Below are 22,069 nucleotides of genomic sequence, written 5' to 3'. Positions count from 1 at the left end.
GGCTTCGGTCTCCCGCCTCCCGCTTGAAAAACATGAAAGCCCGCGGCAAACCACCGCGGGCTTTTTTGCGTCAAACGAACTTCAAGCCTTTCTTTGCAGCAATTCGCATGCGCAAGGCGTTGAGCTTGATGAATCCTTCCGCATCCTTTTGATTGTACGCGCCGCGATCGTCCTCGAAGGTGGCGATGCTCATGTCGAACAGGCTGTTGGTGTCGGACTTGCGGCCGACCATCGTCACGTTGCCTTTGTAAAGCTTCACCCTGACCTGGCCGTTCACCGCCGTCTGCGAGGCATCGATCAGCTGTTGCAGCATTAGACGCTCCGGACTCCACCAGTAGCCGTTATAAATCAGGCTGGCGTAGCGGGGCATCAGTTCGTCTTTTAGATGCGCCACTTCGCGATCCAAGGTGAGGGATTCGATGGCGCGGTGGGCTCTGAGCATGATGGTGCCGCCCGGCGTTTCGTAGCAGCCCCGGGATTTCATGCCGACATAACGGTTTTCCACGATATCCAAACGGCCGACGCCGTTCGCGCCGCCCAATTGATTGAGCTTCGCCAGGACTTGAGCGGGTGTTACCCGTTCGCCGTCGATGGCCACGATGTCGCCGCGCGCGTAGGTCAGTTCGATATAGGTCGGTTTGTCCGCTGCTTTTTCCGGCGAAACGGTCCAACGCCACATGTCTTCCTCGGGCTCGGCCCACGGATCTTCGAGAATGCCGCCTTCGTAGGAGATGTGCAGCAAATTGGCGTCCATGGAATAGGGCGATGCCTTGCCACGCTTCATTTCGATCGGAATGCCGTGTTGTTCCGCATAGGCCAGGAGCTTCTCGCGCGAATTCAGATCCCATTCCCGCCAGGGCGCGATGATCTTGATGTCGGGGCGCAGCGCGTAAGCGCCCAATTCGAATCGAACCTGATCGTTGCCCTTGCCGGTGGCGCCGTGGGCGATGGCGTCGGCCCCGGTCTCGTTGGTGATTTCGATAAGACGCTTGGCGATCAATGGGCGGGCTATGGACGTGCCCAGCAGGTACTCGCCTTCATAAATCGCGTTGGCGCGGAACATCGGGAACACGAAATCCCGGGCGAACTCCTCCTTGAGGTCGTCGATATAGATTTCCTTGATGCCGAGGGCCTGTGCCTTGGCGCGCGCCGGTTCCAATTCCTCGCCCTGGCCGATGTCGGCGGTGAAAGTGACGACTTCACAGCCGTAGGTCTCCTGCAGCCATTTAAGGATGACGGAGGTGTCGAGCCCGCCGGAGTAGGCGAGAGCGACCTTTTTTACACTCTGGTTGGACATGATGTTCCTGTTGAATAACGAAAAAACTAGCGAATTATAACTGTGCGGTCGGGCCGGCGCAGCCCAATCCGGCCAAACAAGAGGTTTGTCGGTGGGGGCTTGGTCGATGACCCGTCCAATTCGAAATTAGGCCGAATTAGAGCGGCGCATGGCCGGTGTCCTTCACAGCCCGTACTTCTTCCGCTTCCGCCAAAAGGTCGCCCGACTCATTCCGAGCATTTGCGCGGCACGGTCGATAGCTCCTTGAGCAGCCGTTAGAGCTTGGCTGATGCGCTCGGCCTCATTCTCTCCTGCGGATGAGGCCGCGGCGGTCGGCGATGCGGGTTCCTCCCGAAATTCCGGCGGCAAATCGTCCAACTGCAGCACTTCGCCCCGTCCCACGGCAAAGGCGTATTCCACAACGTTCTGCAGTTCGCGCACGTTGCCCGGCCAGCGATGGTCCAGCAGCATCCGCATGGCATCGGGTTCGATGCGCTGGATGCGGCGTGGGCCGTGGATGTTGTGCTGGTCGATGAAATGCTGCAAAAGCAGACCGATATCCTGCCGTCGTTCCCGCAGGGGCGGCAGGAAGATCGGCACAACGCGCAAGCGGTACATCAAATCCTCGCGGAAATGTCCGGCCTTTACTTCTTCCCGCAACGATCGGTGGGTAGCCGCGACGATGCGCACGTCCACGGTAATCGGATGATCGCCGCCCACCGGAATAAAGGTTTTTTCCTGCAGTACGCGCAGCAGCTTGGCTTGCAGCTCCAGCGGGAGCTCCGCGACCTCGTCGAGGAAGAGGGTGCCGCCCTCGGCGCGCTTGAATAGCCCCATATGATCCTTGACCGCACCGGTGAATGCGCCGCGTACGTGTCCGAAGAGCTCGCTCTCCAACAGATTGGTGCTGAGAGTGGCGCAGTTAATGGCCAAAAAGGGATGGCCGCGCCGGTGGCTTTCCTCGTGCAAGGCTTGGGCAACCAATTCCTTACCCGTACCCGATTCGCCCCGGATCAACACCGTTGCGTCCGTCTCGGCCACGTTACGGATGACTTGAAACGCTTGCTTGAGGGCGGAATCGCGGGTGATGAGGCCATGAAAAACCTCGGCTTCGTTCACCGCCTGTATCCCGATGCCCTTGCTTCGGGGTTCCGCCTCCGGCCAAAGCACTTCGATAGCGCCCGCAAAACGGCCTTGGGCATCGAAGAAAGCCCGAGCGGATCGTCTGACGCGGACAGTCCCGCCCTTGGCGTGATTGAACTCAGTCGAAACGCCGTCAATCCTGCCTTCCTGGGCGACGCTATCCCGGACATCGCTTTCGCGGCAGCGGATGACGGAGCCACAAGGCTGCCCCAGCGCTTGGTCGCCGGAGAAACCGAGCAGGCGCTCGGCGCCGCGGCTCCAAAGCAGAATTTCGCCTTCGGCGTTGACCGCGAAGACTACGCCCCCCATCAATTCGGCCAATGTGGACAATGCCCTATCGGGTCCGACGGTACTCAACCAGCGATTCAGAAAAGGAGAGAACTGACTCATAAGGGGACAAAGGGTTTCAGTGCGTTTCAGAATAATGGGTCTTGTTGCAGTTAATGTATCACGCGAAACGCTTCGTGAAACATTGAGACAGGCAGCGGGACCGATTGGAGCTTTGAAATTCGGCGAGAATCCAGGCGCAGCGCGGGCATGAGCGGGCAGCTCGGCTTAGGCACGGTCTTTGTAATTAATCAGTCAAACAGTCTTGATGGGTCGCTAATCCAGAGGAGAGACGCGATGATCTTTAAACAGCTTTTCGAACCCGATACCTTTACCTACACCTATCTGCTCGGCTGCGAACGCACCCGTCGTGCGGTGCTGATTGATCCGGTCGCCACGGAGGTTGAGCATTACATCAGTTTGCTGAAAGAGCTGAATCTTAAGTTGCTCTACACGATGGAAACGCATGTCCATGCCGACCACATCACGGGCTCCGGGCTTTTGCGGGAGTGGCTGGGCAGTAAAGGCGTGGTGCACCGCGACGCGGGCGCCATGTGCGCCGATCTTTTGGTTACCGACGGCATTCTGCTTCAGGTGGGCGACATCGAAATCGAGGTGCGGCACACGCCCGGTCATACCAACGGTTGTTTGAGCTATCTCGTCGGCGACCGGGTCTTTACCGGTGATGCTTTATTCATCGGCGGTTGCGGCCGTACTGATTTTCAGCAGGGCGACGCGGGGCGGTTGTACGACAGTATCACCAACAAGCTGTTCACCCTGCCGCCCGATACCTTGGTCTATCCGGGCCACGACTATAACGGCAATACGGTATCGAGCATCAAGCAGGAGATAGCTAAAAATCCGCGTTTGGGTGGCGGCAAGAGTCGGGAGGAGTTCATCGCCATCATGAATGAACTCAATCTGCCCTATCCGAAGTACATCGACCGAGCGCTGCCGGCGAACCAAGCCTGCGGCCGAGAGCCCGCCGTACGCCACGGCTGACGGTTGCCTCGCCGGCGGAATATTGCCGGGACTCCGGTTGTTCTGCGTTTGGCGCAGAGACCGGGGCTCGCTGCAAGGCATATGACGGAGCTAAACCCATGACCTTGGTTGTCGCTTTATCGCTCTTGATCGGCTTGCTGCTGGGGTTGCTCGGCGGTGGCGGATCGATACTCACGGTTCCGGTGTTGGTCTATTTGCTCCGTGTCGAGCCCAAAACAGCCATTGCCACATCGCTGGTCGTCGTGGGGGTTGCCAGTCTTGCCGCCACGCTCAATCATGCCCGCAACGGGCGGGTCTGCTGGCGCACGGGCCTGATCTTCGGCGCTGCAGGCATGTTGGGAGCATACGGCGGCGGGCGGCTCGCGGCTTATGTGCCGGGCGGTGTGTTGCTGTTGCTGTTCGCTGTCATCATGTTCGCTACGGCCTTGGCGATGCTGCGCGGGCAGCGCCAAAGAGGCGCGGAAACCGGCGCCTCTAAGCCTATCTGCCCGGCCAATCTTCCCTTGTTGGCCATCATGTTCGACGGTCTTATGGTCGGCGTCGTTACCGGATTGGTCGGCGCCGGTGGCGGTTTCCTGGTAGTGCCGGCCCTGAATCTGCTCGGCGGGCTGCCGATGCACGCCGCGATCGGAACTTCGCTGTTAGTCATCGCTACGAAATCGTTCGCGGGCCTCGCAGGCTATATCAGTCACGTCAGCATCGACCTTGAACTGGTTTCCATCGTCACCGGCGTCGCCATCGTCGGAAGCCTGATCGGCGGACTGCTCTCCCGTCATGTCAGCGGACAAGCATTGCGGCGGATCTTCGGGGGATTCGTCATCGCGATTGCCTGTTACCTCCTGTATAAAGAACTGACGCCCGAATTGATCGCCGAGACCAGGGAATTGCTCTTACAGCATCCCGACTTCCTTTGGGGTATGGCCACCATGCTGGGGATTGTGGCGGTCTGTCGGGTTTGGGGGTGGATTCATACCCAAGGCTTGCATCGAAAAAACTCGTTTACGTTGAATCCTACTAACGGTGCAAAGCGTTAGGGGTGTCGGTTTTGCCTGCGATTTCGGTATCATCGGCATTAGGTGGTCGGAGTTCCGGCCTGATTCAAAGCCGATCCGTCAGAACATGCACAACATCCGCTTGCCGTTTCCCCGTTCGGGGCTGTACGCCATCACCCGAGAAGCTTACCCGAATGAACAGACATTAGCCGAGGCCGTGGCAGGAGCCGTTCGGGGAGGTGCGGCTGTGGTTCAGTACCGCGCCAAAGCCGCTCGCGATCCTCTGGGTGAGGCAGCCAGGCTTTTGGCTATCTGTCACGAGGGTAGGGTGCCGCTGATTGTCAATGACGACGTGGAACTCGCCCGCCGCATCGGTGCCGACGGCGTGCATCTCGGCAAGGAGGATCTGTCGTTGACGGAAGCCCGGCAAATTTTGGGGCACGACGCCATTATCGGCGTATCCTGCTACGATTCGGTCGAGCTCGCCGTTCAGGCCGAAGCGCGTGGTGCAGACTATGTCGCTTTCGGTCGGTTCTTTCCTTCCAAGACCAAACCCAACGCGCCTTGCGCTCGATTTGAAACGCTTTTGGAGGCCAAACGGCATCTGCACATTCCTATCGTCGCTATAGGCGGCGTGACGCCGGAAAATGGCGAATTATTGCTGCAGGCCGGCGCGGACGTTTTGGCCGTGATCGAGGCACTATTCGGAGTACCGGATCCCGAGCTTGCGGCGGCGGAGTTCCTGCCGTTGTTTAGCCGGAACAAAAAAGCGCTTTAGATCGAATGTTCATATTGGAGACGCTGTAAAAGAAAATTTACAGGTTTGGGACGAAAGATGAGGGAGATTGGATTTCAACGTTCGGCCAAAAAAATGCCCGAGGAATCGCTCGGGCAGTTTGAAAAGACGGCACGCCGATGGTGATTCCTGTGTTCAGGATCAATTCACGGCGAGCGTCCGATGCGCCATAACTCGGATGTGCGTATCGGGCTGCCGAGTCTTCGGCTCAGCTATTATTCTGTACTTGTCGCCGGTTCCATTGTATGAGGGACAGCCCCAACCCCAGCAAGAGCAGACTGGCAGGTTCCGGCACGCTCTCTCCCGCTGAAGGCGGCGGCTCCGGTTGATCCCATTTCCCGGTTAACTGCGCAATCTTCACGTAGTCTTTAGTAGTGTTGCCGAGCGACGTCCCCCCCACAAGCGTCGTATACGCAGCGACAAGCCAGTATTGGGATTTAATGGCGGTAGAGGCAACGTTCAGTACGGTGTCGGTGCCAGAACCCGTGCTGGTATTCGGATAAGTAGAATCAGGTCCATCGATGTGGCCGATGAGCGCCCAATTGTTGCTCGTCAAACTGCCGTAGGTCATGCCCGTAAGTGTCGGAGTGCCCGCACCCGTATAGGCCAATACGGTGATATCCGCATCGTAAGCCGCCCAACCGATCGTGACTTGCGACAAGGTTATGGCCTCACTCCACGAGAACAATATGGAGTCGGTTGTACCATAATTATCCATCGCATGGTTGGGAGAAGAAGTTCCCTCGGTGATGTTCCTGACCCCCATTCCGCCCGAGTAGTCTATCGATGTCGCTGATTGCAATTTGCCGCCGGTGCCCGTATTTGACCAGCCGGATACGCCCGCGATTTGCGGACCACTGCCGCTCATCGGATCGATAGGGATACTCACCGGTGAGGTCGTGTCCCAACTGGAGGTAACTACGCCCGCCAAGGTAGGACCTGCGAAAAGCGCCGCACACGCGGCCAATGTCGCTAGGGCAGGTTGATATAACTTCTTTCTCATGATGGATGCCTCGTCAGGATTGTACATCCCGGAAACGGAAAGACCGGGCCGGTTATGCAATACCTTGAGCAATTCTCGGACCAAACATTGGAATATGCTTATACTCATAGGCTTAGCTAATATGCCGCTGTCGGAACTGCTCGAACGATCGAGCGTCTGTAAAGAATTCTGACACCGGATCGCTTGTTCAAGTCGACGAATAGCAGACGTACCGGATTGAAGCCGGCGCCATCTTGAATTGAATCAGTATTGGGCGACTGAGATGCTCCGGCACCTCGACGATCGTCGGTCGCTTCAAGCGAATGATGCCGACGTTTAACGCGATAGCCGTTTACGCAGCGCCTGCGCCTCTTCTAGACCGTCGAAACTTTGGCCGGTCTGAAGGGCAATGTCGAGTTCCTTCAAAGCTTCGCTGCTTCGCCCGAGGGCATCCAGCGCAACGGCGATGTGATAACTAATCTGCGGATCTCCCGCCAAGCGTGATTGGGCATTTCGGAGATATGCCAGGCCCTCGGCGGGCTCGCCTTTGTTCACGAGAACCCATCCGAGCGTATCGTTGAATTGCGGATGCTCCGGGGCGGCTTTGTGCGCTCGCCGGGCAAAGTCCAGCGCCGCTGGCTCGTCGAGTTGCCAATAAAGAAAAGCCAGATTGTTCAAAAGCACAGGGTCTTCAGTCCGATGGCTCAGGATGAGTTCGTACTGTTTTCTGGCTTCCGGCAATTTTCCGAGTTTATGGAGGCTCTCGGCCAAAGCCTGCCGAACGAGCGTGTCATCGGGATGAGCGGATATCCAGTCCTGCAAAATCTTCATGGTCCCCTGACTCTCACCGCCAGCCGCAGCGCTTTCGTACAGTCGAATCGCGACTGGTCCCGATGGCTCTTTGTCGAGCGCCGCCCGATAGGACGCTGCAGCCTCTCCGAATCGTCCCTGGCGCATGCGAATGTCCCCCAGCAGAATATCGCCCACGGCGTGCTTGGCCAGGGTCTTGCGGAGCGCTTCGGCCCCGTCTTCCGCCTGTTCGAGTTCGCCTCGCAGCAAGCGGATCTGCGCCAGGCGGATTTGAGCCGGCAGAAATTCGGGATTCCGCTTGAGCGCGCTCACTAGAGACCATGCGGCGCCACCGCTGTCCTCGGCGGCCAGTTGGAGTTCTGCGATATCGAGGACCCGCGAGGGATCGGAACCGGCGATGCGTGACAGCTTGTCCAGAACGATACGGGCGGCGTTTTTATCCCCATTTGCTAGGTTCGCGCGAGCGGAGGTCAGGAGAGCCTCGTGACTGTCCGGATTGGCCGACGCGGTTTCTTCCGCCACCTCCAGGGCTTTTGCGGTGTTCTTGTTACGCAAGTACAGATTGGTCAGGTAGATGCGCGCGGGGATGTGCTTCTTGCTCGTCGCCCGGGCTTTTTCCAGCCAGAGTATGGCTTGATCGATCTCTCCCTTCGTTTCTTCCAGCCGGGCCAACTCGATCATCGTTTGTATATCCGCCGGGCGCTCGCGCAGGATAGCTTGAAAACGTTCTTCCGCTTTGGCGACATTCCCCCCCAGCAAATCCAATTTACCCAGATTTAGTCGAGGCGCCAAAAACTTGCCGTCAATAGCCGAGGCCTGCTCGAAATGCCGCCGGGCCGATGAATAATCCCTCGCCGCCATTTCGGCGGAACCCAGGATGTTCAGCAAGGTTGGATTGTTCGGCTGCTGAGCGCTGAGTTTTTGGGCGGCTTCGATTGCCTGGGCGTACTCGCCGCGTTTGAGATGCAGCAGAACGAGGGCAAGTCCGGCGGGTTCCATATCCGGTACAGCCGTGGTTACGGATTGCAGTTCCCGGATCGCCGCGGCCTGATCGCCCGTGCCCAAGTGGGTCAACGCAAGTTCCGTACGGATTTCGGGGTTGCCGCCGCTGATGCTTGCCGCTTTTGTGAGGAGATCGGTCGCCTCTTGGTGCCATCCTTTCCGCATGTACGCGGAGCCGAGAAGAGCCAACAAACGGGGGTTATCCGGTTCATGCTTCAGAAACGGCGACAACAGGTTGACGACGCCGTTGTAATCCTTCTGCTCCAGGAGAACGGAGCCGAGAATGAGGCTGACCGGAAAATTGCCGGGGTTCAGCGCGATGTATCGGGTGAGATATTCGCGGGCCTTCTCCGGCTGATGCAGGCCCGCATGGGCCATGCCGCCCACCAGCAAAAATTGACCGTCGGTCGTGGTAAGCTCGGATTTTAACCCGTCGACGACGGCGGCGGCACGTTCCAGGTCTTCCCTGGCGGCTTCAGGCGCGCCTTTGCGCGCGAGCCAGATCGACGACAGATAGGTGCTGCGCGGCTCCGCCGGGAAGTGCTGTTTGAAATAGTCGAAATCCGCCTGCGCTTCGTCGATGCGATTCAGATCCAGCAAGAGCCCGGCATGGGCGAGCCGCCCTTCGAGGTGATTGGGCTGCAATGATATGAGTTGAGCATATTCGCCGACGGCTTGATCCGTTGCCCCTTTGGCATGGCTGACGGAGGCCTTTGCATTCCAGGCTTCGGGGTCGTTCGGCGCCAGTCTGATCGCCTCGGTCGCGAATTCTTCCGCGCGGTCCAGGGAACCGTTGCGTAGATTGAGAGTGGCCAGGCCGGTCTTTGGCGCAGCGCTGGACGGATTGAGCGCATCGGCTTCGGTGAAGGCTTGTTCAGCCTTCTCTTTATCGCGAAGCTCCAAATGGGCGTATCCGCGCCGCGCCAGCACTTCTGCCTGCGCATGGCGCGGTAATCCTTTCGGGTCTATTTCCGAAAGCACCTCGACGTACTTGCCTTGCAGCAGATAGGCTTTGGCTAAGCCCACGATCGTGACGGACCGGTCTGCTCCCAGTCGATCGGCCTTTTTAAATTCCTCGGCGGCGGCGGGTGCGTTTCCCTCTTTTATATAGACTTCGCCCAGTAGAACGTGAGCCGGCAGGAAATCGCGGTCGAGCTGGAGGGCGTTCTTGAGTTGGATGATGGCGGCTTTGTGATCTGCCTTTTGGTAGTGAAGAAGCGCGTCCTCGTAGTAGCCCGCCGCCGTATCGGGCGGCGCCGACTCAACAGGAACAATCCAAAGCGCGATGAGTGAAAATAAAGCAGACCTAAAAAATGGACGAAATGCTTTCATGAAGATTTATCCGTGGTAGTGCCCCTGATCTTAAGAGTAGGCCAGGGCGCGGCCCTGTGCTCGAACATCCGGCCCGGTGCGCCCGTGACGGCGGGCGGTTCAACGATCGCGCGATGTCCGTAGCCCGGCAGAAGACGGATGGCGAGGTCGGTTTGTGGATAGGGAATGTGCTTTGAGAAAAATGTGGATGTTGATGGTCATTGATTTGCCACGTCGCCAATTCCTCCATTGTCTCTGATGCAACCGCACCATGAACTGGAACTGGTTTATCACCAATCTTATCGTCGCATTCCTGCTGCCCCCGCTCAATATGCTCGTTATCGGGGCAATCGGTTTTCGGCAGCTCGACAAGCGGCCTCGTCTGGGCCGCAGTCTGATCGCCGCCAGCCTTCTCGGGCTGGGGCTGTTGTCGACGCCCTACGTATCGAATCGCCTCTTGGCTGCGCTCCAGGTCCCGCCTTTGCCTGTCTCCGGACACGACGCGGAGGCTATCGTCATTCTCGGCGGCGGCATTCAATCGAGCGCGCCGGAATATGGCGACGGCGCGACCCTCAATGCACGTACCCTGGAAAGGGTCCGATACGGAGCATCCTTGTACCGCAAGACCGGAAAGCCGATTTTGGTCACCGGCGGCGCGCCCGAAGGCTACCCGGCCGAGGGTCCGATCATGCACTCGATTTTAGAGAAAGAGTTCGGCGTCCCCGTCAATTGGGTCGAAAGCGAATCTATCAATACCAGGGAGAATGCCCGCTTCTCCGCCCGGATTCTCAAGCAAGCGGGCATTCGTCGGATTTATCTGGTCAGCCATTCCTGGCACTTGCCTCGGGCGATTCCGGAGTTCGCGCGGGAAGGGGTTGAAGTGGTGCCCGCCGGAACAGGATATGTGTCTACGGATAGCGTTAGGCCAATCGATCTTGTGCCCGGTTATCGAGCCGTGGCAAACAGCGCCTTGGCGCTGCACGAGTGGATCGGTCTGGTCTGGTATCGGCTCCGTGGCTGACGACAGCCCGAAATGATCTTTGGGCGCTTTATGAATCGGCGCTCGCCGGCGCTACCGTCAGTTCGGCCGGCTTCCATGGTCCATGCGCCAGCCGACCAGTTGGGTGATTTCCGAAGGCGGCAGCGGGCGGCTGAACAAATAACCCTGACCGAGATGACAGTGGTGGCCGAGGAGAAATTCGAGTTGCTCGTGCGACTCCACACCCTCGGCGACGACATGGAGATTGAGATTGTGCGCCAAGCCGATAATCGCACGGACGATTTCCCCGTTGCCGGTCTCCAAACAAGGGCCGGCGATAAAGGATTTATCGATCTTCAGGGCGGAAATCTTGAATTGTCTAAGGTAGCTCAGAGAGGAATAACCGGTGCCGAAGTCGTCGATCAGTACGTCGATTCCCATGTCGGCCAGTTGATCCAATACGGCAATCGTCTCTTGGACTTGGTGCATGGCTAGGCTTTCGGTCAGCTCCAGCTTGAGTTGCGATGGCGGGAGACCGACATGCGCCAGAATGCGCCCGATTTCTTTGGTGAGGTTGTTCCGGAATTGATGACCGGACAGATTCACCGAGACGCTAAGATCGGTCCCCAGCGTTTTCCGGAAGTGCAGGCAATCCCGACAGGCCTGCTCCAGCACCCATTCTCCGACCGGATTGATCAACCCGGTGTCTTCCAGTAACGGAACGAACTGGTCCGGAGAAATCATGCCGCGGTCCGGGTGATGCCAGCGGATCAGCGCCTCCGTACTGACGATGCGGCCATTCCGAAGATCCACCTGGGGTTGGTGATAAAGCGAGAATTCCCGGCGTTCCAGTGCGCCGTACAGATCGTTCTCCAAATCCAGCCGCGTGCTGTTTTTCTTGTGGATTTTTCCGGAATAAAACTGGTAGGTATTCCGGCCCTGGTGCTTGGCGTCGTACATCGCCAGATCCGCGTGGCGGATCAGATCATCGATGTTTTCCGCGTCGCGAGGGCCCAGGGCGATGCCGATGGTCGCGGTGATGCGGCGCGTACGGTCGCCGAGCAAAAAGGGATCCGTGAATGTTTCCAATACTCGCAGGGCGATTTTCTTCACGTCCTCCAGCTGGCTCAAGCCGTTGACGATCATCGCGAATTCATCGCCGCTCAGCCGGGCGATGATGTCGCCCCGACGGATGCGGTCATTCTCGCGCAGACATTTTGTCAGCCGTTCGGCAACCTGTTGCAGCAGCCGGTCGCCGATCTGGTGACCGAAAGTGTCGTTGATCGTTTTGAAGCGGTCGACGTCGAGATACAGCAATGCCGCCTGTTTGCCATGGCTATGCGCCCGGAGGATGGCTCTCTTCAGGTGCTCGCGAAACATCAAGCGATTCGGAAGCTCGGTCAAATGGTCGTAACTGACGAGCTGATTGATGAGGGAATCGGTAAATTTACGGGAGGTTAGATCGGCAAACACCCCGATGTAGCGGGTAACGTCCTGTCTATCATCCTTCAACGCGGTGATGCTTAGCCATTCCGGATAGATCTCTCCGCTCTTGCGCTTATTCCAGATCTCTCCCTGCCACTGGCCGGTTTCATCCAGGCTGCGCCACATTTCGCGATAGAAGTCCTGGTCGTGCCGTCCGGAGCTGAACATCGAGGGCTTGCGTCCTATGACCTCGTCCTCCGAGTAGCCGGTGATGGTGGTCAGCGCACGATTCACCATCACAATATTGGCTTTGGCGTCGGTGATGATGACGCCCTCCGAACTGGTTTCGAACACGCTGGCTGCAATCCGGAGCTGTTCTTCGGCGCGTCGCCGCCCCTCCTGGTTCCAGACGTTTCGAATCGCCAGCGCCAGCGTATCGGCAAAGGTGGCGACGAGAAGTTCGTCGTCACCGTCGAAAAATCTGCCGTCCGTTTTATCGCAGAGATAGAGGCGCCCGTATATCTGTCCGGCGTGGGAGATCGATACGGCGAGCAGGTTGCGCATGGGCGGGTGGCCCGGCGGGAAACCCGCCGCGTGCGGGCTCTCGTTCAAATTCTCCAGCCGCAGGATTTGATTCTGGACCAGTGGCACGCCCAGCAGTCCTTTTCCTTCCGGCCACTTCCCGATGTGCTGCGCCTGTTCTTCGCTCAGGCCGGTGTGGATAAATTCGGTGAGCTGTCCGTGCTCGTCCAAAATGCCGATTGCACCGTAGCGCGCCGACAGCAGACGGGTCAAATATTCGAGAGAGCTCTCCAGCAGATGCCGTTCCAGCGTTATCGTATTCATGATCCGCAGCAAGGAACGAGTCGCCAGGCTGAGCGATTTCAATTGTTCGGGCCAGGATGCCGACTGACGGCGATTCGTCGGCAGATCGGCATACGAACGCCGCGCTTCCGCCAAAAGCTCCTGTTCGCGGTTCAGGAGTGCGTTAAGCAGGCTGGTCTGGGTGACGGCCCCGATAAAATCGGCATGGTCGTTGACGACCGCTAATGCGGCCAGGTGCTCGCTTTCCAGTCGGCCTTTCACGACTTCGAGAGGCGTGTTTTCGTGAACAGGGGCCGGAATCGGAACGGGCACCAGATCTGCCAGAATCCGCTCCGGATTCATGGCGATCTGCTCGCTCGATACGAGCCCCAGAAAGAGGCTTATACCGGCGGGAAGGAAATCGAAAACCCCATAGACCCCGCCCGGCAGAAGCTCCTGGAGAGACGGTCGGCTGTCGGCGCCGGCTCTTATCAGTTGATCGGTTAACGCCTCCCGTGCGCAAAGTTTTGAGAGTTCAACCGGATGCTTGGTCTGGTCGCTCATTCTTCGGCACGGGCGAAGCGGTTCATGAGGTTTTCGAGATCGACGGCCAACTCCAACGCCTGTTCGCTGGCTTCGGATGTCCGGCCGGCCTCTGTCGCGATAGCCCCGGTTTTTTGATTGATATTTTCGATGTTACGCATGATCTCTTGGGTGACGCAGGACTGCTCCTCCACGGCGCTGGCCACCTGGACGTTCATGTCTTTGATCGCTTCGATCGCCTGCGTTACCTCGGAAAGAGTATCGTTGCAGATTTCCGCCTGCTGCACGCTCACTTGGGCCTGTTGGCGGCCTTTCTCCATCACGGCGGTGGCTTCCCCCGCTCCTTTCTGCAGCCGCTCCACGATTTGCTGGATTTCCCGGGTAGAACTCTGGGTGGTGGATGCCAGCTTGCGGACTTCTTCGGCAACCACCGCGAACCCGCGTCCCCGATCGCCCGCGCGCGCGGCCTCGATGGCGGCGTTCAGTGCCAACAAATTGGTCTGGTCGGCGATGTCGCGGATGACTCTCACCACGACGTCGATGCCTTTGCTTTCCAGTTCCAGTTGCCCGATGACCCGCGCGGCATTCTCGACCTCGTGGGCCAGGTCGTCGATCGCAACACTGGTCTGACCGACGGCATGCTTTCCCTTACCGGCGGCCTGGGTGGCATGGTCCGCGGCGGAGGCGGCTTCCGCGGCGTTGCGGGCGATATTCTGAACGGTCGCGGTCATTTCATCGACGGCGGTCGCCACCATGGCGATTTCCGACTGCTGATGGGCGATATCGCTGCTGGTCTGGACCGCGGCGGTCCGGGTTTGAGTTGCCATGCGCTGTAGCCGGACGGCGGCATCGTCGAAACGTCCGATCACGGTGCGCAGCCGAGCTTGCAAGGAAATAATGGCGGTTTGCATCTGGCCCACTTCGTCGTCCCGGCCGGCGTAGACCTGTCTGGCGATGCCGTTGTCGATAAACTGCCTGGAAAAGTCCGCGGCCCGGGTGAGCGGAAGTGCGAGACGCCACGCCATGAAGGCCGCGAGCGCCACACTGAGGGCGGTTGCCGCGTAGAACGTCGGGTTCAAGCCGACACTGGCGAAATGGAGCGCCAGAAGAGGCGCCATGACAATGACGAATCCGATGAACACCCGTGTCGCGAAGCTCAAACCGAAGAGCGGAGACAGCTTGACCTTTTTGTCGCGGATCACCCGGTAAAGCTTTTCAGCCCTTGCCACGCATTCCCGCGACGGTTTCACCCTTACCGATTCGTAGCCGACTACGCTGTCGCCCTGCAGCATCGGCATGACGAAAGCGTCGACCCAGTAATGATCGCCGTTTTTGCAACGATTCTTGACGATGCCCATCCATGGGTCCTGCTTTTTCAGGGTGGCCCAGAGGTCGGCGAATGCTTCCGGCGGCATATCCGGATGTCGAACGATGTTGTGATTTTTCTTCAGAAGCTCCTGTTCGCTGAAGCCGGCGACTGTCTGAAAGTCCTTGTTCGCGTAGGTGATGATGCCCTTCAAATCGGTAGTCGAGATCAGCTGTGTGTCGGCTGGATATGTCGATTCGTTCTCGGTGACGGGCAGATTGATTTTCATGAAGAAACCTTGGTTAAGTCCGCTCGGATGGAAAATCGAAGGCTCGCATTCCATTTCCATCATCGAGACGGGGGTCGTTTGCGCTGAGAAAATGCTGACCGCGCAAAGGCTAAGAGAAGCGCCTGAGACCGTGCTGGGTGGCGATCTAGATTATAGGTGGGGGGAGTGTAAGGAAATTTCTTATTTTTGACGGGAGACTGAACGCTCGGCCCTGGAGCGTTTTTCATCCGGGCCGCACCCTACCGCGATCCGGAAACCAACCGCCAAACAATTCCGGGTGGAGGATCTCCGCCAGAATTTCCAGGCTGTCGACGATTCGAGGACCCGGACGGTTGAAATACGCGCGGCCATCGACGAGATAAACGCGGCTCTCCTGGACGGCTGGAATCGACTCAACCTCGGGCTGCTGTTTCAACCGCGCCCAGTCTCTGAGCGCCCGCGCTGCACTCTGTCCGCAGCAGGCGATGATCAAAAGATCGGGGGCAGCCGCCCTGACGTCTTGCCAGGTTTTCTGGACGGAAGGGCGGCCTTTCTGTCCCAGTACCTCCACTCCACCCGCGATATCCACCAACTCGGGTGTCCAATGCCCGCTGCAGAATACGGGGTTCAGCCACTCGAGAACCGCAACCCGCGGCCTATGGGCAGACTGTTCGGCCGTGCGTCGGACCCGGGCGATCCGCTCCCGTAGAATCTGCACCAACTGTACACCCCTCTCCGGAACACTGAGGGCGTCGGCCACCTGCCGGATCGTCTCGAGAATCTGCTCAAGCGTGCTGGCTTCCAGATTCAGGACCTTGGGTCGACCGGGAAGTTTGACCGCCAGCGTGGCTACCCGGTCGTAAGGCGGGGCGCACACGGCACACAGGCTCTGAGTCAGAATCAGGTCCGGTTGCAAGGCCGCCAGTTGTTTTTCCTCGAGCGTAAACAGCGGCTCCTGGCGCGACAGTCGGTCGCTCACCCAATCATGGACCCGGTCGCTCGGGACTTCAGCGCCGGCGATTTCGCAGGCCGTCACACGGGGTTTCTCACCAACGGAAGGCGGAAAATCGCAATCATGAGAAACGCCCACCAACTCGTCCGTCAGGCCAAGGGCGGCGACGATCTCGGTGGCGGCGGGAAGGAGCGAGACGACACGCATGCGACCGTGCCCTCCATCACCAGGGAATTTCGGTGCCGTTGTACCGGAAGAAACGAGCGGTGTTCGAAATCGTAAACTCATCGATGAGTTTGCGCATGCCGCGGACGCTCTCTTCCGGCAACAAAGGCGCGTCCGGTCCGCCCATCCGCGTCCGTACCCAGCCGGGATGTAACAGAAGCACTCCGATGTTCAGCGGTTTAAGCTCCAGCGAGAGTCCCTTCATCACCGCGTTCAGCGCCGCCTTGCTGGATCGGTAAAAATAACTTCCCGGATGGTCGATTTCTGCGATGGAGCCCATATGGCTGCTGATCGCAACGACCAGGCGTTTCTCGCTGAGAGCCAGATTGCCTATGAAAGTCTTGGCCATCCGGAGCGCCGCCATGGTATTGACCTGAAACGTGTGGGTCCAGGCCTGGTAATCGAGCGGTGCTTCCAGGGGCGCATATTTTTCGTAATAAACCCCGGCATTGTTGAGCAGGACATCGATAGGCTCATGTTCTAACTCGTTCGCCAACGCGCTGATCTGATCGGCATCCGTCACATCCAGCCGATGAAGGCTTACGGTGCGGCAGGTTTCCGCTAGCTGCCTCAATTCGTCAGCCTCTTCGGGGTGGCGGCACGTCGCAAAGACCCGCCAGCTTGCCTTTGCATATTGACGGGACCACTCCAGTCCCAAACCTCGATTGCTACCCGTGATGAGAACGCTAGGCATGGCATTTCAAATCCCCGTCTTTTCAACGGAGAGTTTGCGCAGTAGGGATTTCTCATCGTTACGATATCCGGGCTGAGTTAAAGTTCCGCTGTCCGAGAACCTCGCTCCGCTTGGTTACGGTGGATGCACGGTCTGCCGGCGGGGGACAGGCTCACGACTGGGTGAGCGACAGTGTGCGAAGGCAGCGGGCACAGAAGTCGGCGCCCTTCTGGTCCGTGTCTCGCAGCGAGTTGCTGAAATGCATCACGCAGTTAGGATCGGCACAGTGAGCCAGTCCCAAGGTATGGCCGAGTTCATGCACGGCCTCTTTGAGGATCCGCTCCCGATAGGTTTTCGCATCCGTACCGGCATGAAGGCGACTTGAGGCGATGACCGCCGCCCGGCCGGGCTTCTCCGCCAGACCGAACACGAAATTCAAGGGTTCCACGTATAGATCGACGTCGGTGATACCCAGCGCCCGCACGCCTGAGGATTCACGTACCGCGGCCAGAAAGGCTTCAGCCCGGTACTGCCGGCGGCTCGGATTGAAAGAGCCGGCTGGAATTTCGACAGGCGTCGATACCGTTGCGGCGAAGTCGAGATCGCTTAGGTCCTGGGCTAACTGAACGACGAGATCCAGGTCAACGCTTTCGAAGGGCACCAAAGAAACCGGCCACATTTTTATCGAGCCACTCGGCCGCCTTTTCCTTTAACCACAGGATTCAGCGCTTCAACCGCCCGCGGATCGCCGTAAATGATGAGACTGTTGGTCGGATAATAGGGGACAATCCGCACCCCGTCGGGCGCGATGTGAGCCAAGGTCCAGGCCAGTTCCCCGGCGTCGGCATAGTCCAGGGGTACCACCTCGATCGAACCGGCCGGTTCGGCGGGCACGATCGAGACCACTTCATCCTGACGAAGCAGGCTATAGCCGTGCAGCGCCAAGGCCGATTGAAGAAGTTGGAGTGCTTTTCCTTCGGAAACCTTTCCCGGCGATACCAGGGTAATCTTTCCTTTAATACGTTCGGGATCGTAGATGAAGCTCAGGCGGATCAGTTCGCTGGCTTTCTGGATGACCGTCCGGAGCTCCGCATTTTCAAAGTCAAAAGCCGCTTCTCTTGACCATGCTTTGTCTAAAGGCCAGGACAGAACCAGAACAAAGAGCAAGAGATTTAAAAGATGCATAGCCGTATCGACCAACCGCAACTCGGCATACGAGCCGCTCTACATGCGGCTAAGACTCCCCAAAATGCTATGAAGTTGCACAACGACAGGCTCGGATCTTGGGCGATGTATCGGCTTCTATAACTTCGCCCGTACCACGGCCATACCGATCACAGGGATGCGCAAGGGTCTTGTGGCACGGGGTAAGGCAACGCTGAACTTCGTGGCTCGTCATGCGAGAAGTCTGTTTAGCCTTTCCCGCATCCGCTCGACGTGGCTTCCCGGCCAGTAAATCTTGCCGCATCCCGTGCACAGAAAGAATTCGTCATAGTAGCGGCGGGTCTCAGGTTCCAAGCGGTCCAGCACGGTTTCCTTGGGCACGGGTTGAACCTTCCCGTTGCACAGCGAGCAGCGAGTGAACGGTGCGAGCTGACCAGAAAGATCGAAGCGTCTGATCACCTCGGCGAACTGCTCCCCAGGCGCGGCGGATCGGACGAAATACCCGCGGGTGATGAGCTTGTTACAGAGCAGCCCCCGGTCCCGGGTCAGGACCGTCCGATGGTCCTTGGCGGCGATGCGGCAAATGGCCCGATCGGTGAAATCGTTCCGGTAAAGTGCGTCGAATCCCGCAAGGCGCAGGAGCCGCGCCAGTTTGCCGAGATTCACGTCGATCACGAAGCGCACTTCCCGTAGCGGCTTTTCTCGCAGTCGGACCAGCGGGGAGATGTCGAAGCTCTCGAATAGGGGATACACCGCCACCCGGTCGCCGGGTTTGAGGCGATAATCGAACCCCACGGAGTCGCCGTTGACCAGAATCAGCTCGACTTCGGTATGGGGCACGCCGAGCGCCTCGATCGCGTCTTTGACCGATGGCGTGCCCTGAAAAGGATAGGGGAACGTCTGCTTGCGCCGTCCAGGCGGCAGAAAATCGTTCAATTCCTCGTAGAAGCGGAATTCGGCCTGATGCGCCATAGAAGCTCACGTATGGATGCGCTGTCGGAAAAGAAAACGGCCTCTGTAGTTTCTTGCGCGTTGTTCCGATTCTACCCGTTTAATGCAAAGAGCCTTAAACGGACGTAGCGACCGCACCCGGAAGCCAGGCAAGGAACCGCATCGTCAGTTCAGGGGTCTTCATTAAGAATCCGTCGCCTCATGAGCATACCGGTTAAGGAGTTTGTCGATGAGATACCTCAATCTGTTAGCCCTGATATCGTTATTCTGGTCGCTTCAGGCCGCCGTGGCGGAGCTCGCGCCTGTCCTTATAACGGAATGGTATGTGCCTTGGGACAATACCCGCCCGCGGGATCCCTATGTGGAGAATGAACACCACGTTTGGTTCGTGGGACAGGGCGGGGATTATGTGGCGGTGCTCGATCCAGCCAGCGGAACGTTTCGGCGCTACGGGCTGGAACCGGGGACCGGGCCGCACAACCTGATCGTGGATCGAGCCGGGCAGGTGTGGTTTGCCGGAAATCGCAAGGGATACATCGGTCGGCTCGCTCCGGGAACCGGGCAGATCGTGAAATACCCCATGCCCGATCCGGCTGCGGCCGATCCGCACACGCTCGCCTTCGATAGCCGCGGCGATATCTGGTTTACCGTCCAGGGCGGCAACTTTGTGGGCAAACTGACCGCAGGGACCGGACAGATCAGACTGATCCGCGTGCCGACGTCTGACGCACTGCCATACGGCATCGTCGTCAGCGCCGACGACCGACCCTGGTTTACCGAATTCGGGTCCAATAAGCTCGGCACGGTCGACCCCGCGACAGGACAGGTGCACGAGTATGATCTGCCGCGCCGGGACGCGCGGCCGCGGCGGCTGGCAATCACCTCGGACGGGACGGTATGGTACGTGGATTATGCCGGGGGCTATCTTGGACGTCTGGACCCTGTCAACGGCAAAATCACCGAATGGCGGGCGCCGGATGGAGCCAAGGCCCGTCCTTACGGAATGGCGGCCGATCATCGCGACCGTCTTTGGTTTGTCGAGACAGGACCGCGACCCAACCGGCTGGTGGGCTTCGATTCGACCCGGCGGGAGTTTTTCAGCGTTACGGAGATCAAGAGCGGCGGGGGGAGCGTACGCCATATGGTTTTCCATCCGCCGACTCATACCCTCTGGTTCGGCACGGACAGCAACACGATCGCCCGGGTAGCGACGACTGAGGTCCAGTCGGCTCCGAATCACCCTGGCGAGCGCTAAATTCCGATGGTCCGGTCTTCGGCCGGAGTGGGTTCGAAGTCGGCTTCTAAGAGTTCCCTGCATCGGGCGGAATACCCTTCGTGCGTGCCAACCCGCCAATCCCTCTCGACTTCAACGTTGACAAGCACTTGGGCCCGTCGCATCGTTCGATCTGGAACGGCTTGAAACTGAACTCGATGATTGGGGAAATCCATGTCTCTTCAGGCGCTTATGCGTACCAAGTCCATCGAGCAACTCCAGTCGGAGACCGTGCAGCGGGGTCAGTTCCGCCGTGTGCTCGGCCTGTGGCAGCTCACCAGTATCGGCCTCGGCGGACTCATCGGTGTAGGCATCTTCGTGCTCACGGGCGTCGTCGCCGCGACCCAAGCAGGGCCGGCCGTATCGCTGTCGTTCGTGATCGCCGGCATTGCCAGCGCAGCCGCCGCCCTCTGCTACGCCGAGTTTGCCGGGATGATCCCGGTCGCCGGCAGCGCGTATACCTATGGCTATGCCGTGCTTGGCGAACTCGTGGCATGGGTGATCGGCTGGGATTTGCTGCTCGAGTATGCGCTGGTGGTCGCCGTCGTCTCGATAGGCTGGTCGGGCTATGTGCAGGCGCTGGTTGGCCAGCTCGGCATGATGCTTCCGGCCTGGGCGATGGGCGCGCCGGGAACCGGCGTTGGCCACGTCGTAGACCTCGCGGCCATGCTGGGAAGTCTCGGGGTGGCGGGCCTTTTGATGCTGCGCATCGAGTGGGGTGCGCGCTTCAATACCGCCATGGTGGTCATCAAGATCGCGGCGGTCATCCTGGTGATCGTGGCCGGTCTCCCCCACGTCCACACCACCAACTGGCATCCCTTTATGCCCTACGGGTTCGGGGGCGTGGTCGAGGGGGCCGCCGTCGTCTTCTTTGCGGTCTTTGGCTACGATACCCTCACGACCGCCGCAGAGGAGGCTCGCGACCCGCAGCGACAACTTCCCCGCGCCGTCCTGCTCTCGCTGGCTATCTCGCTCGTGCTCTATATCGCGATGTCCCTGGTGCTCACAGGTCTCGTGCGTTATGACACCCTCAATAATGCGGCGCCGGTGGCGACCGCGTTCACGGCAATCGGCCTGCCCTGGGTAACGCTGCTCGTGTCCGCGGCGGCGGTGGCGGGCATTGTCAGCGTGATGCTCGCCTTCATGCTGGCCTGCGCACGCATCGGGTTCGCTATGAGCCGGGACGGGCTGCTTCCTGCATGGTTCGCGCAGGTGCACCCGCGGTTTCGCACGCCGCACCGCCCGACGCTCATTGCGGGCGTGCTCACGGCCCTGGTCGCGGGTTTCTTCCCGATCCGGGAGGTGGCGGAGTTGGTGAACATCGGAACGCTTTCGGCGTTCGTGATTATCTGCCTTGCGGTGATCGTGCTGCGGCGGACCCGGCCGGACGCTCCACGCACGTTCCGAATCCCCCTCGTGCCCTGGATACCCCTCGCTGGTGTCGGGTTTTCCCTGTGGCTGCTATCGAAGCTTCCCGCCGTTGCCTGGGAGCGGTTCGCCGTCTGGATGGCGTTGGGCCTTCTGCTATATTTCTCCTACGGTCGCCGGCACAGCGTTCTCGCAAGCGGGGGGAGCGTGCATGTCCAAGACAGTTCGGTCAGTGAATCCCTAAGCCGGCCGAGCCGGAACCGAACAAAGTATTCATCGTAGCGGATTGGATCAAAGCGTATGAAAAATACGTGGGACCGCTCTCCGGAGGAAATCCGGCAGCTACGAACTCCAATTGGGCGCCTCGAAAAACCTGTCTGCTGAGATAATGGCTATCTCTCAACCCATGCAAGAAGCCCCACCATGAAGATCAAAGAGAGCCTGTTTGCTGCTGAGGAACGAGAAGCCAAGCTCGACCGACTCGGAGATGTGTTGCA

17 protein-coding genes are annotated in these 22,069 nt (G+C 59.0%); 6 read left to right on the top strand and 11 right to left on the bottom strand.

The window, feature by feature from the left end:
• Positions 1-70: 70 nt before the first annotated feature.
• Positions 71-1,297 (bottom strand): argininosuccinate synthase, encoded by a 1,227-nt coding sequence (locus VEB01_RS03430; protein WP_324872825.1) that lies wholly within the window; start codon positions 1,295-1,297, stop codon positions 71-73.
• A 162-nt stretch (positions 1,298-1,459) separates the two neighbouring features.
• Complete coding sequence (locus VEB01_RS03425; protein ID WP_324872823.1) at positions 1,460-2,809, bottom strand: sigma-54 interaction domain-containing protein; 1,350 nt, start codon at positions 2,807-2,809, stop codon at positions 1,460-1,462.
• A 234-nt stretch (positions 2,810-3,043) separates the two neighbouring features.
• On the opposite strand from VEB01_RS03425, the gene VEB01_RS03420 reads away from it, so the two are divergent.
• The 3 genes from VEB01_RS03420 to thiE all read left to right on the top strand — a co-directional run bounded on the left by VEB01_RS03420 (position 3,044) and on the right by thiE (position 5,518).
• Positions 3,044-3,748 carry an MBL fold metallo-hydrolase gene (locus VEB01_RS03420; protein WP_324872821.1) on the top strand — a complete coding sequence of 235 codons (705 nt, stop codon included), beginning with the start codon at positions 3,044-3,046 and terminating at the stop codon, positions 3,746-3,748.
• 98 nt (positions 3,749-3,846) lie between these two features.
• Positions 3,847-4,782, top strand: a complete 936-nt coding sequence (locus VEB01_RS03415; protein ID WP_324872819.1) for a sulfite exporter TauE/SafE family protein — start codon at positions 3,847-3,849, stop codon at positions 4,780-4,782.
• A gap of 85 nt (positions 4,783-4,867) precedes the next feature.
• Positions 4,868-5,518: a thiamine phosphate synthase gene (thiE, locus tag VEB01_RS03410; protein WP_324872818.1), complete on the top strand. Its 651-nt coding sequence runs from the start codon at positions 4,868-4,870 to the stop codon at positions 5,516-5,518.
• Positions 5,519-5,744: 226 nt separating this feature from the next.
• Here thiE and xdp1 read toward each other — a convergent pair whose 3' ends face one another.
• Both xdp1 and prsT read right to left on the bottom strand, forming a co-directional pair.
• The gene (gene xdp1, locus VEB01_RS03405; RefSeq protein WP_324872817.1) at positions 5,745-6,539 is read right to left on the bottom strand and encodes an exosortase-dependent surface protein XDP1; all 795 of its coding nucleotides are present in this window, start codon (positions 6,537-6,539) and stop codon (positions 5,745-5,747) included.
• A gap of 315 nt (positions 6,540-6,854) precedes the next feature.
• A complete protein-coding gene (gene prsT / locus VEB01_RS03400; protein WP_324872815.1) occupies positions 6,855-9,662 on the bottom strand; it encodes an XrtA/PEP-CTERM system TPR-repeat protein PrsT in 2,808 nt (935 codons plus the stop codon).
• 250 nt (positions 9,663-9,912) lie between these two features.
• On the opposite strand from prsT, the gene VEB01_RS03395 reads away from it, so the two are divergent.
• Positions 9,913-10,662 carry a YdcF family protein gene (locus VEB01_RS03395; RefSeq protein WP_324872813.1) on the top strand — a complete coding sequence of 250 codons (750 nt, stop codon included), beginning with the start codon at positions 9,913-9,915 and terminating at the stop codon, positions 10,660-10,662.
• A gap of 57 nt (positions 10,663-10,719) precedes the next feature.
• On the opposite strand, the gene VEB01_RS03390 is transcribed toward VEB01_RS03395, so the two are convergent.
• The 7 genes from VEB01_RS03390 to VEB01_RS03360 form a co-directional block, all read right to left on the bottom strand.
• Positions 10,720-13,413: an EAL domain-containing protein gene (locus VEB01_RS03390; protein ID WP_324872811.1), complete on the bottom strand. Its 2,694-nt coding sequence runs from the start codon at positions 13,411-13,413 to the stop codon at positions 10,720-10,722.
• Complete coding sequence (locus VEB01_RS03385; RefSeq protein ID WP_324872808.1) at positions 13,410-14,987, bottom strand: methyl-accepting chemotaxis protein; 1,578 nt, start codon at positions 14,985-14,987, stop codon at positions 13,410-13,412. The genes VEB01_RS03390 and VEB01_RS03385 overlap by 4 nt, the downstream gene beginning before the upstream one ends.
• A 223-nt stretch (positions 14,988-15,210) precedes the next feature.
• On the bottom strand, positions 15,211-16,125 hold the full coding sequence (locus VEB01_RS03380; protein WP_324872806.1) for a cobalamin-binding protein: 915 nt from the start codon (positions 16,123-16,125) through the stop codon (positions 15,211-15,213).
• Positions 16,126-16,141: 16 nt separating this feature from the next.
• Positions 16,142-16,837: an SDR family oxidoreductase gene (locus VEB01_RS03375; protein WP_324872805.1), complete on the bottom strand. Its 696-nt coding sequence runs from the start codon at positions 16,835-16,837 to the stop codon at positions 16,142-16,144.
• Positions 16,838-16,988: 151 nt separating this feature from the next.
• The gene (locus VEB01_RS03370) at positions 16,989-17,495 is read right to left on the bottom strand and encodes an archaemetzincin family Zn-dependent metalloprotease (protein ID WP_324872803.1); all 507 of its coding nucleotides are present in this window, start codon (positions 17,493-17,495) and stop codon (positions 16,989-16,991) included.
• 2 nt (positions 17,496-17,497) lie between these two features.
• Positions 17,498-18,001, bottom strand: a complete 504-nt coding sequence (locus VEB01_RS03365) for a secretin N-terminal domain-containing protein (protein ID WP_324872801.1) — start codon at positions 17,999-18,001, stop codon at positions 17,498-17,500.
• Positions 18,002-18,211: 210 nt separating this feature from the next.
• Positions 18,212-18,952: a Mut7-C RNAse domain-containing protein gene (locus VEB01_RS03360; protein WP_324872800.1), complete on the bottom strand. Its 741-nt coding sequence runs from the start codon at positions 18,950-18,952 to the stop codon at positions 18,212-18,214.
• 208 nt (positions 18,953-19,160) lie between these two features.
• Here VEB01_RS03360 and VEB01_RS03355 point away from each other — a divergent pair, with 208 nt between their 5' ends.
• Both VEB01_RS03355 and VEB01_RS03350 read left to right on the top strand, forming a co-directional pair.
• Positions 19,161-20,186, top strand: a complete 1,026-nt coding sequence (locus VEB01_RS03355; RefSeq protein WP_324872798.1) for a Vgb family protein — start codon at positions 19,161-19,163, stop codon at positions 20,184-20,186.
• A gap of 192 nt (positions 20,187-20,378) precedes the next feature.
• On the top strand, positions 20,379-21,854 hold the full coding sequence (locus VEB01_RS03350) for an amino acid permease (RefSeq protein WP_324872797.1): 1,476 nt from the start codon (positions 20,379-20,381) through the stop codon (positions 21,852-21,854).
• Positions 21,855-22,069 lie beyond the last annotated feature (215 nt).

This window comes from Methylocaldum sp., assembly GCF_035627495.1.
Lineage (GTDB): Bacteria > Pseudomonadota > Gammaproteobacteria > Methylococcales > Methylococcaceae > Methylocaldum.
This window is presented reverse-complemented; position numbering and strand designations above follow the sequence as displayed.

What these genes read in the sequence shown, in the direction of transcription:
- VEB01_RS03380 (WP_324872806.1), bottom strand. Translation starts at nt 16,125, where the DNA reads ATGCGTGTCGTCTCGCTCCTTCCCGCCGCCACCGAGATCGTCGCCGCC.
- VEB01_RS03430 (WP_324872825.1), bottom strand. Translation starts at nt 1,297, where the DNA reads ATGTCCAACCAGAGTGTAAAAAAGGTCGCTCTCGCCTACTCCGGCGGG.
- thiE (WP_324872818.1), top strand. Translation starts at nt 4,868, where the DNA reads ATGCACAACATCCGCTTGCCGTTTCCCCGTTCGGGGCTGTACGCCATC.
- prsT (WP_324872815.1), bottom strand. Translation starts at nt 9,662, where the DNA reads ATGAAAGCATTTCGTCCATTTTTTAGGTCTGCTTTATTTTCACTCATC.
- VEB01_RS03395 (WP_324872813.1), top strand. Translation starts at nt 9,913, where the DNA reads ATGAACTGGAACTGGTTTATCACCAATCTTATCGTCGCATTCCTGCTG.
- VEB01_RS03375 (WP_324872805.1), bottom strand. Translation starts at nt 16,837, where the DNA reads ATGCCTAGCGTTCTCATCACGGGTAGCAATCGAGGTTTGGGACTGGAG.
- VEB01_RS03385 (WP_324872808.1), bottom strand. Translation starts at nt 14,987, where the DNA reads ATGAAAATCAATCTGCCCGTCACCGAGAACGAATCGACATATCCAGCC.
- VEB01_RS03365 (WP_324872801.1), bottom strand. Translation starts at nt 18,001, where the DNA reads ATGCATCTTTTAAATCTCTTGCTCTTTGTTCTGGTTCTGTCCTGGCCT.
- VEB01_RS03355 (WP_324872798.1), top strand. Translation starts at nt 19,161, where the DNA reads ATGAGATACCTCAATCTGTTAGCCCTGATATCGTTATTCTGGTCGCTT.
- VEB01_RS03415 (WP_324872819.1), top strand. Translation starts at nt 3,847, where the DNA reads ATGACCTTGGTTGTCGCTTTATCGCTCTTGATCGGCTTGCTGCTGGGG.
- VEB01_RS03370 (WP_324872803.1), bottom strand. Translation starts at nt 17,495, where the DNA reads ATGTGGCCGGTTTCTTTGGTGCCCTTCGAAAGCGTTGACCTGGATCTC.
- VEB01_RS03420 (WP_324872821.1), top strand. Translation starts at nt 3,044, where the DNA reads ATGATCTTTAAACAGCTTTTCGAACCCGATACCTTTACCTACACCTAT.
- VEB01_RS03350 (WP_324872797.1), top strand. Translation starts at nt 20,379, where the DNA reads ATGTCTCTTCAGGCGCTTATGCGTACCAAGTCCATCGAGCAACTCCAG.
- VEB01_RS03390 (WP_324872811.1), bottom strand. Translation starts at nt 13,413, where the DNA reads ATGAGCGACCAGACCAAGCATCCGGTTGAACTCTCAAAACTTTGCGCA.
- VEB01_RS03425 (WP_324872823.1), bottom strand. Translation starts at nt 2,809, where the DNA reads ATGAGTCAGTTCTCTCCTTTTCTGAATCGCTGGTTGAGTACCGTCGGA.
- xdp1 (WP_324872817.1), bottom strand. Translation starts at nt 6,539, where the DNA reads ATGAGAAAGAAGTTATATCAACCTGCCCTAGCGACATTGGCCGCGTGT.
- VEB01_RS03360 (WP_324872800.1), bottom strand. Translation starts at nt 18,952, where the DNA reads ATGGCGCATCAGGCCGAATTCCGCTTCTACGAGGAATTGAACGATTTT.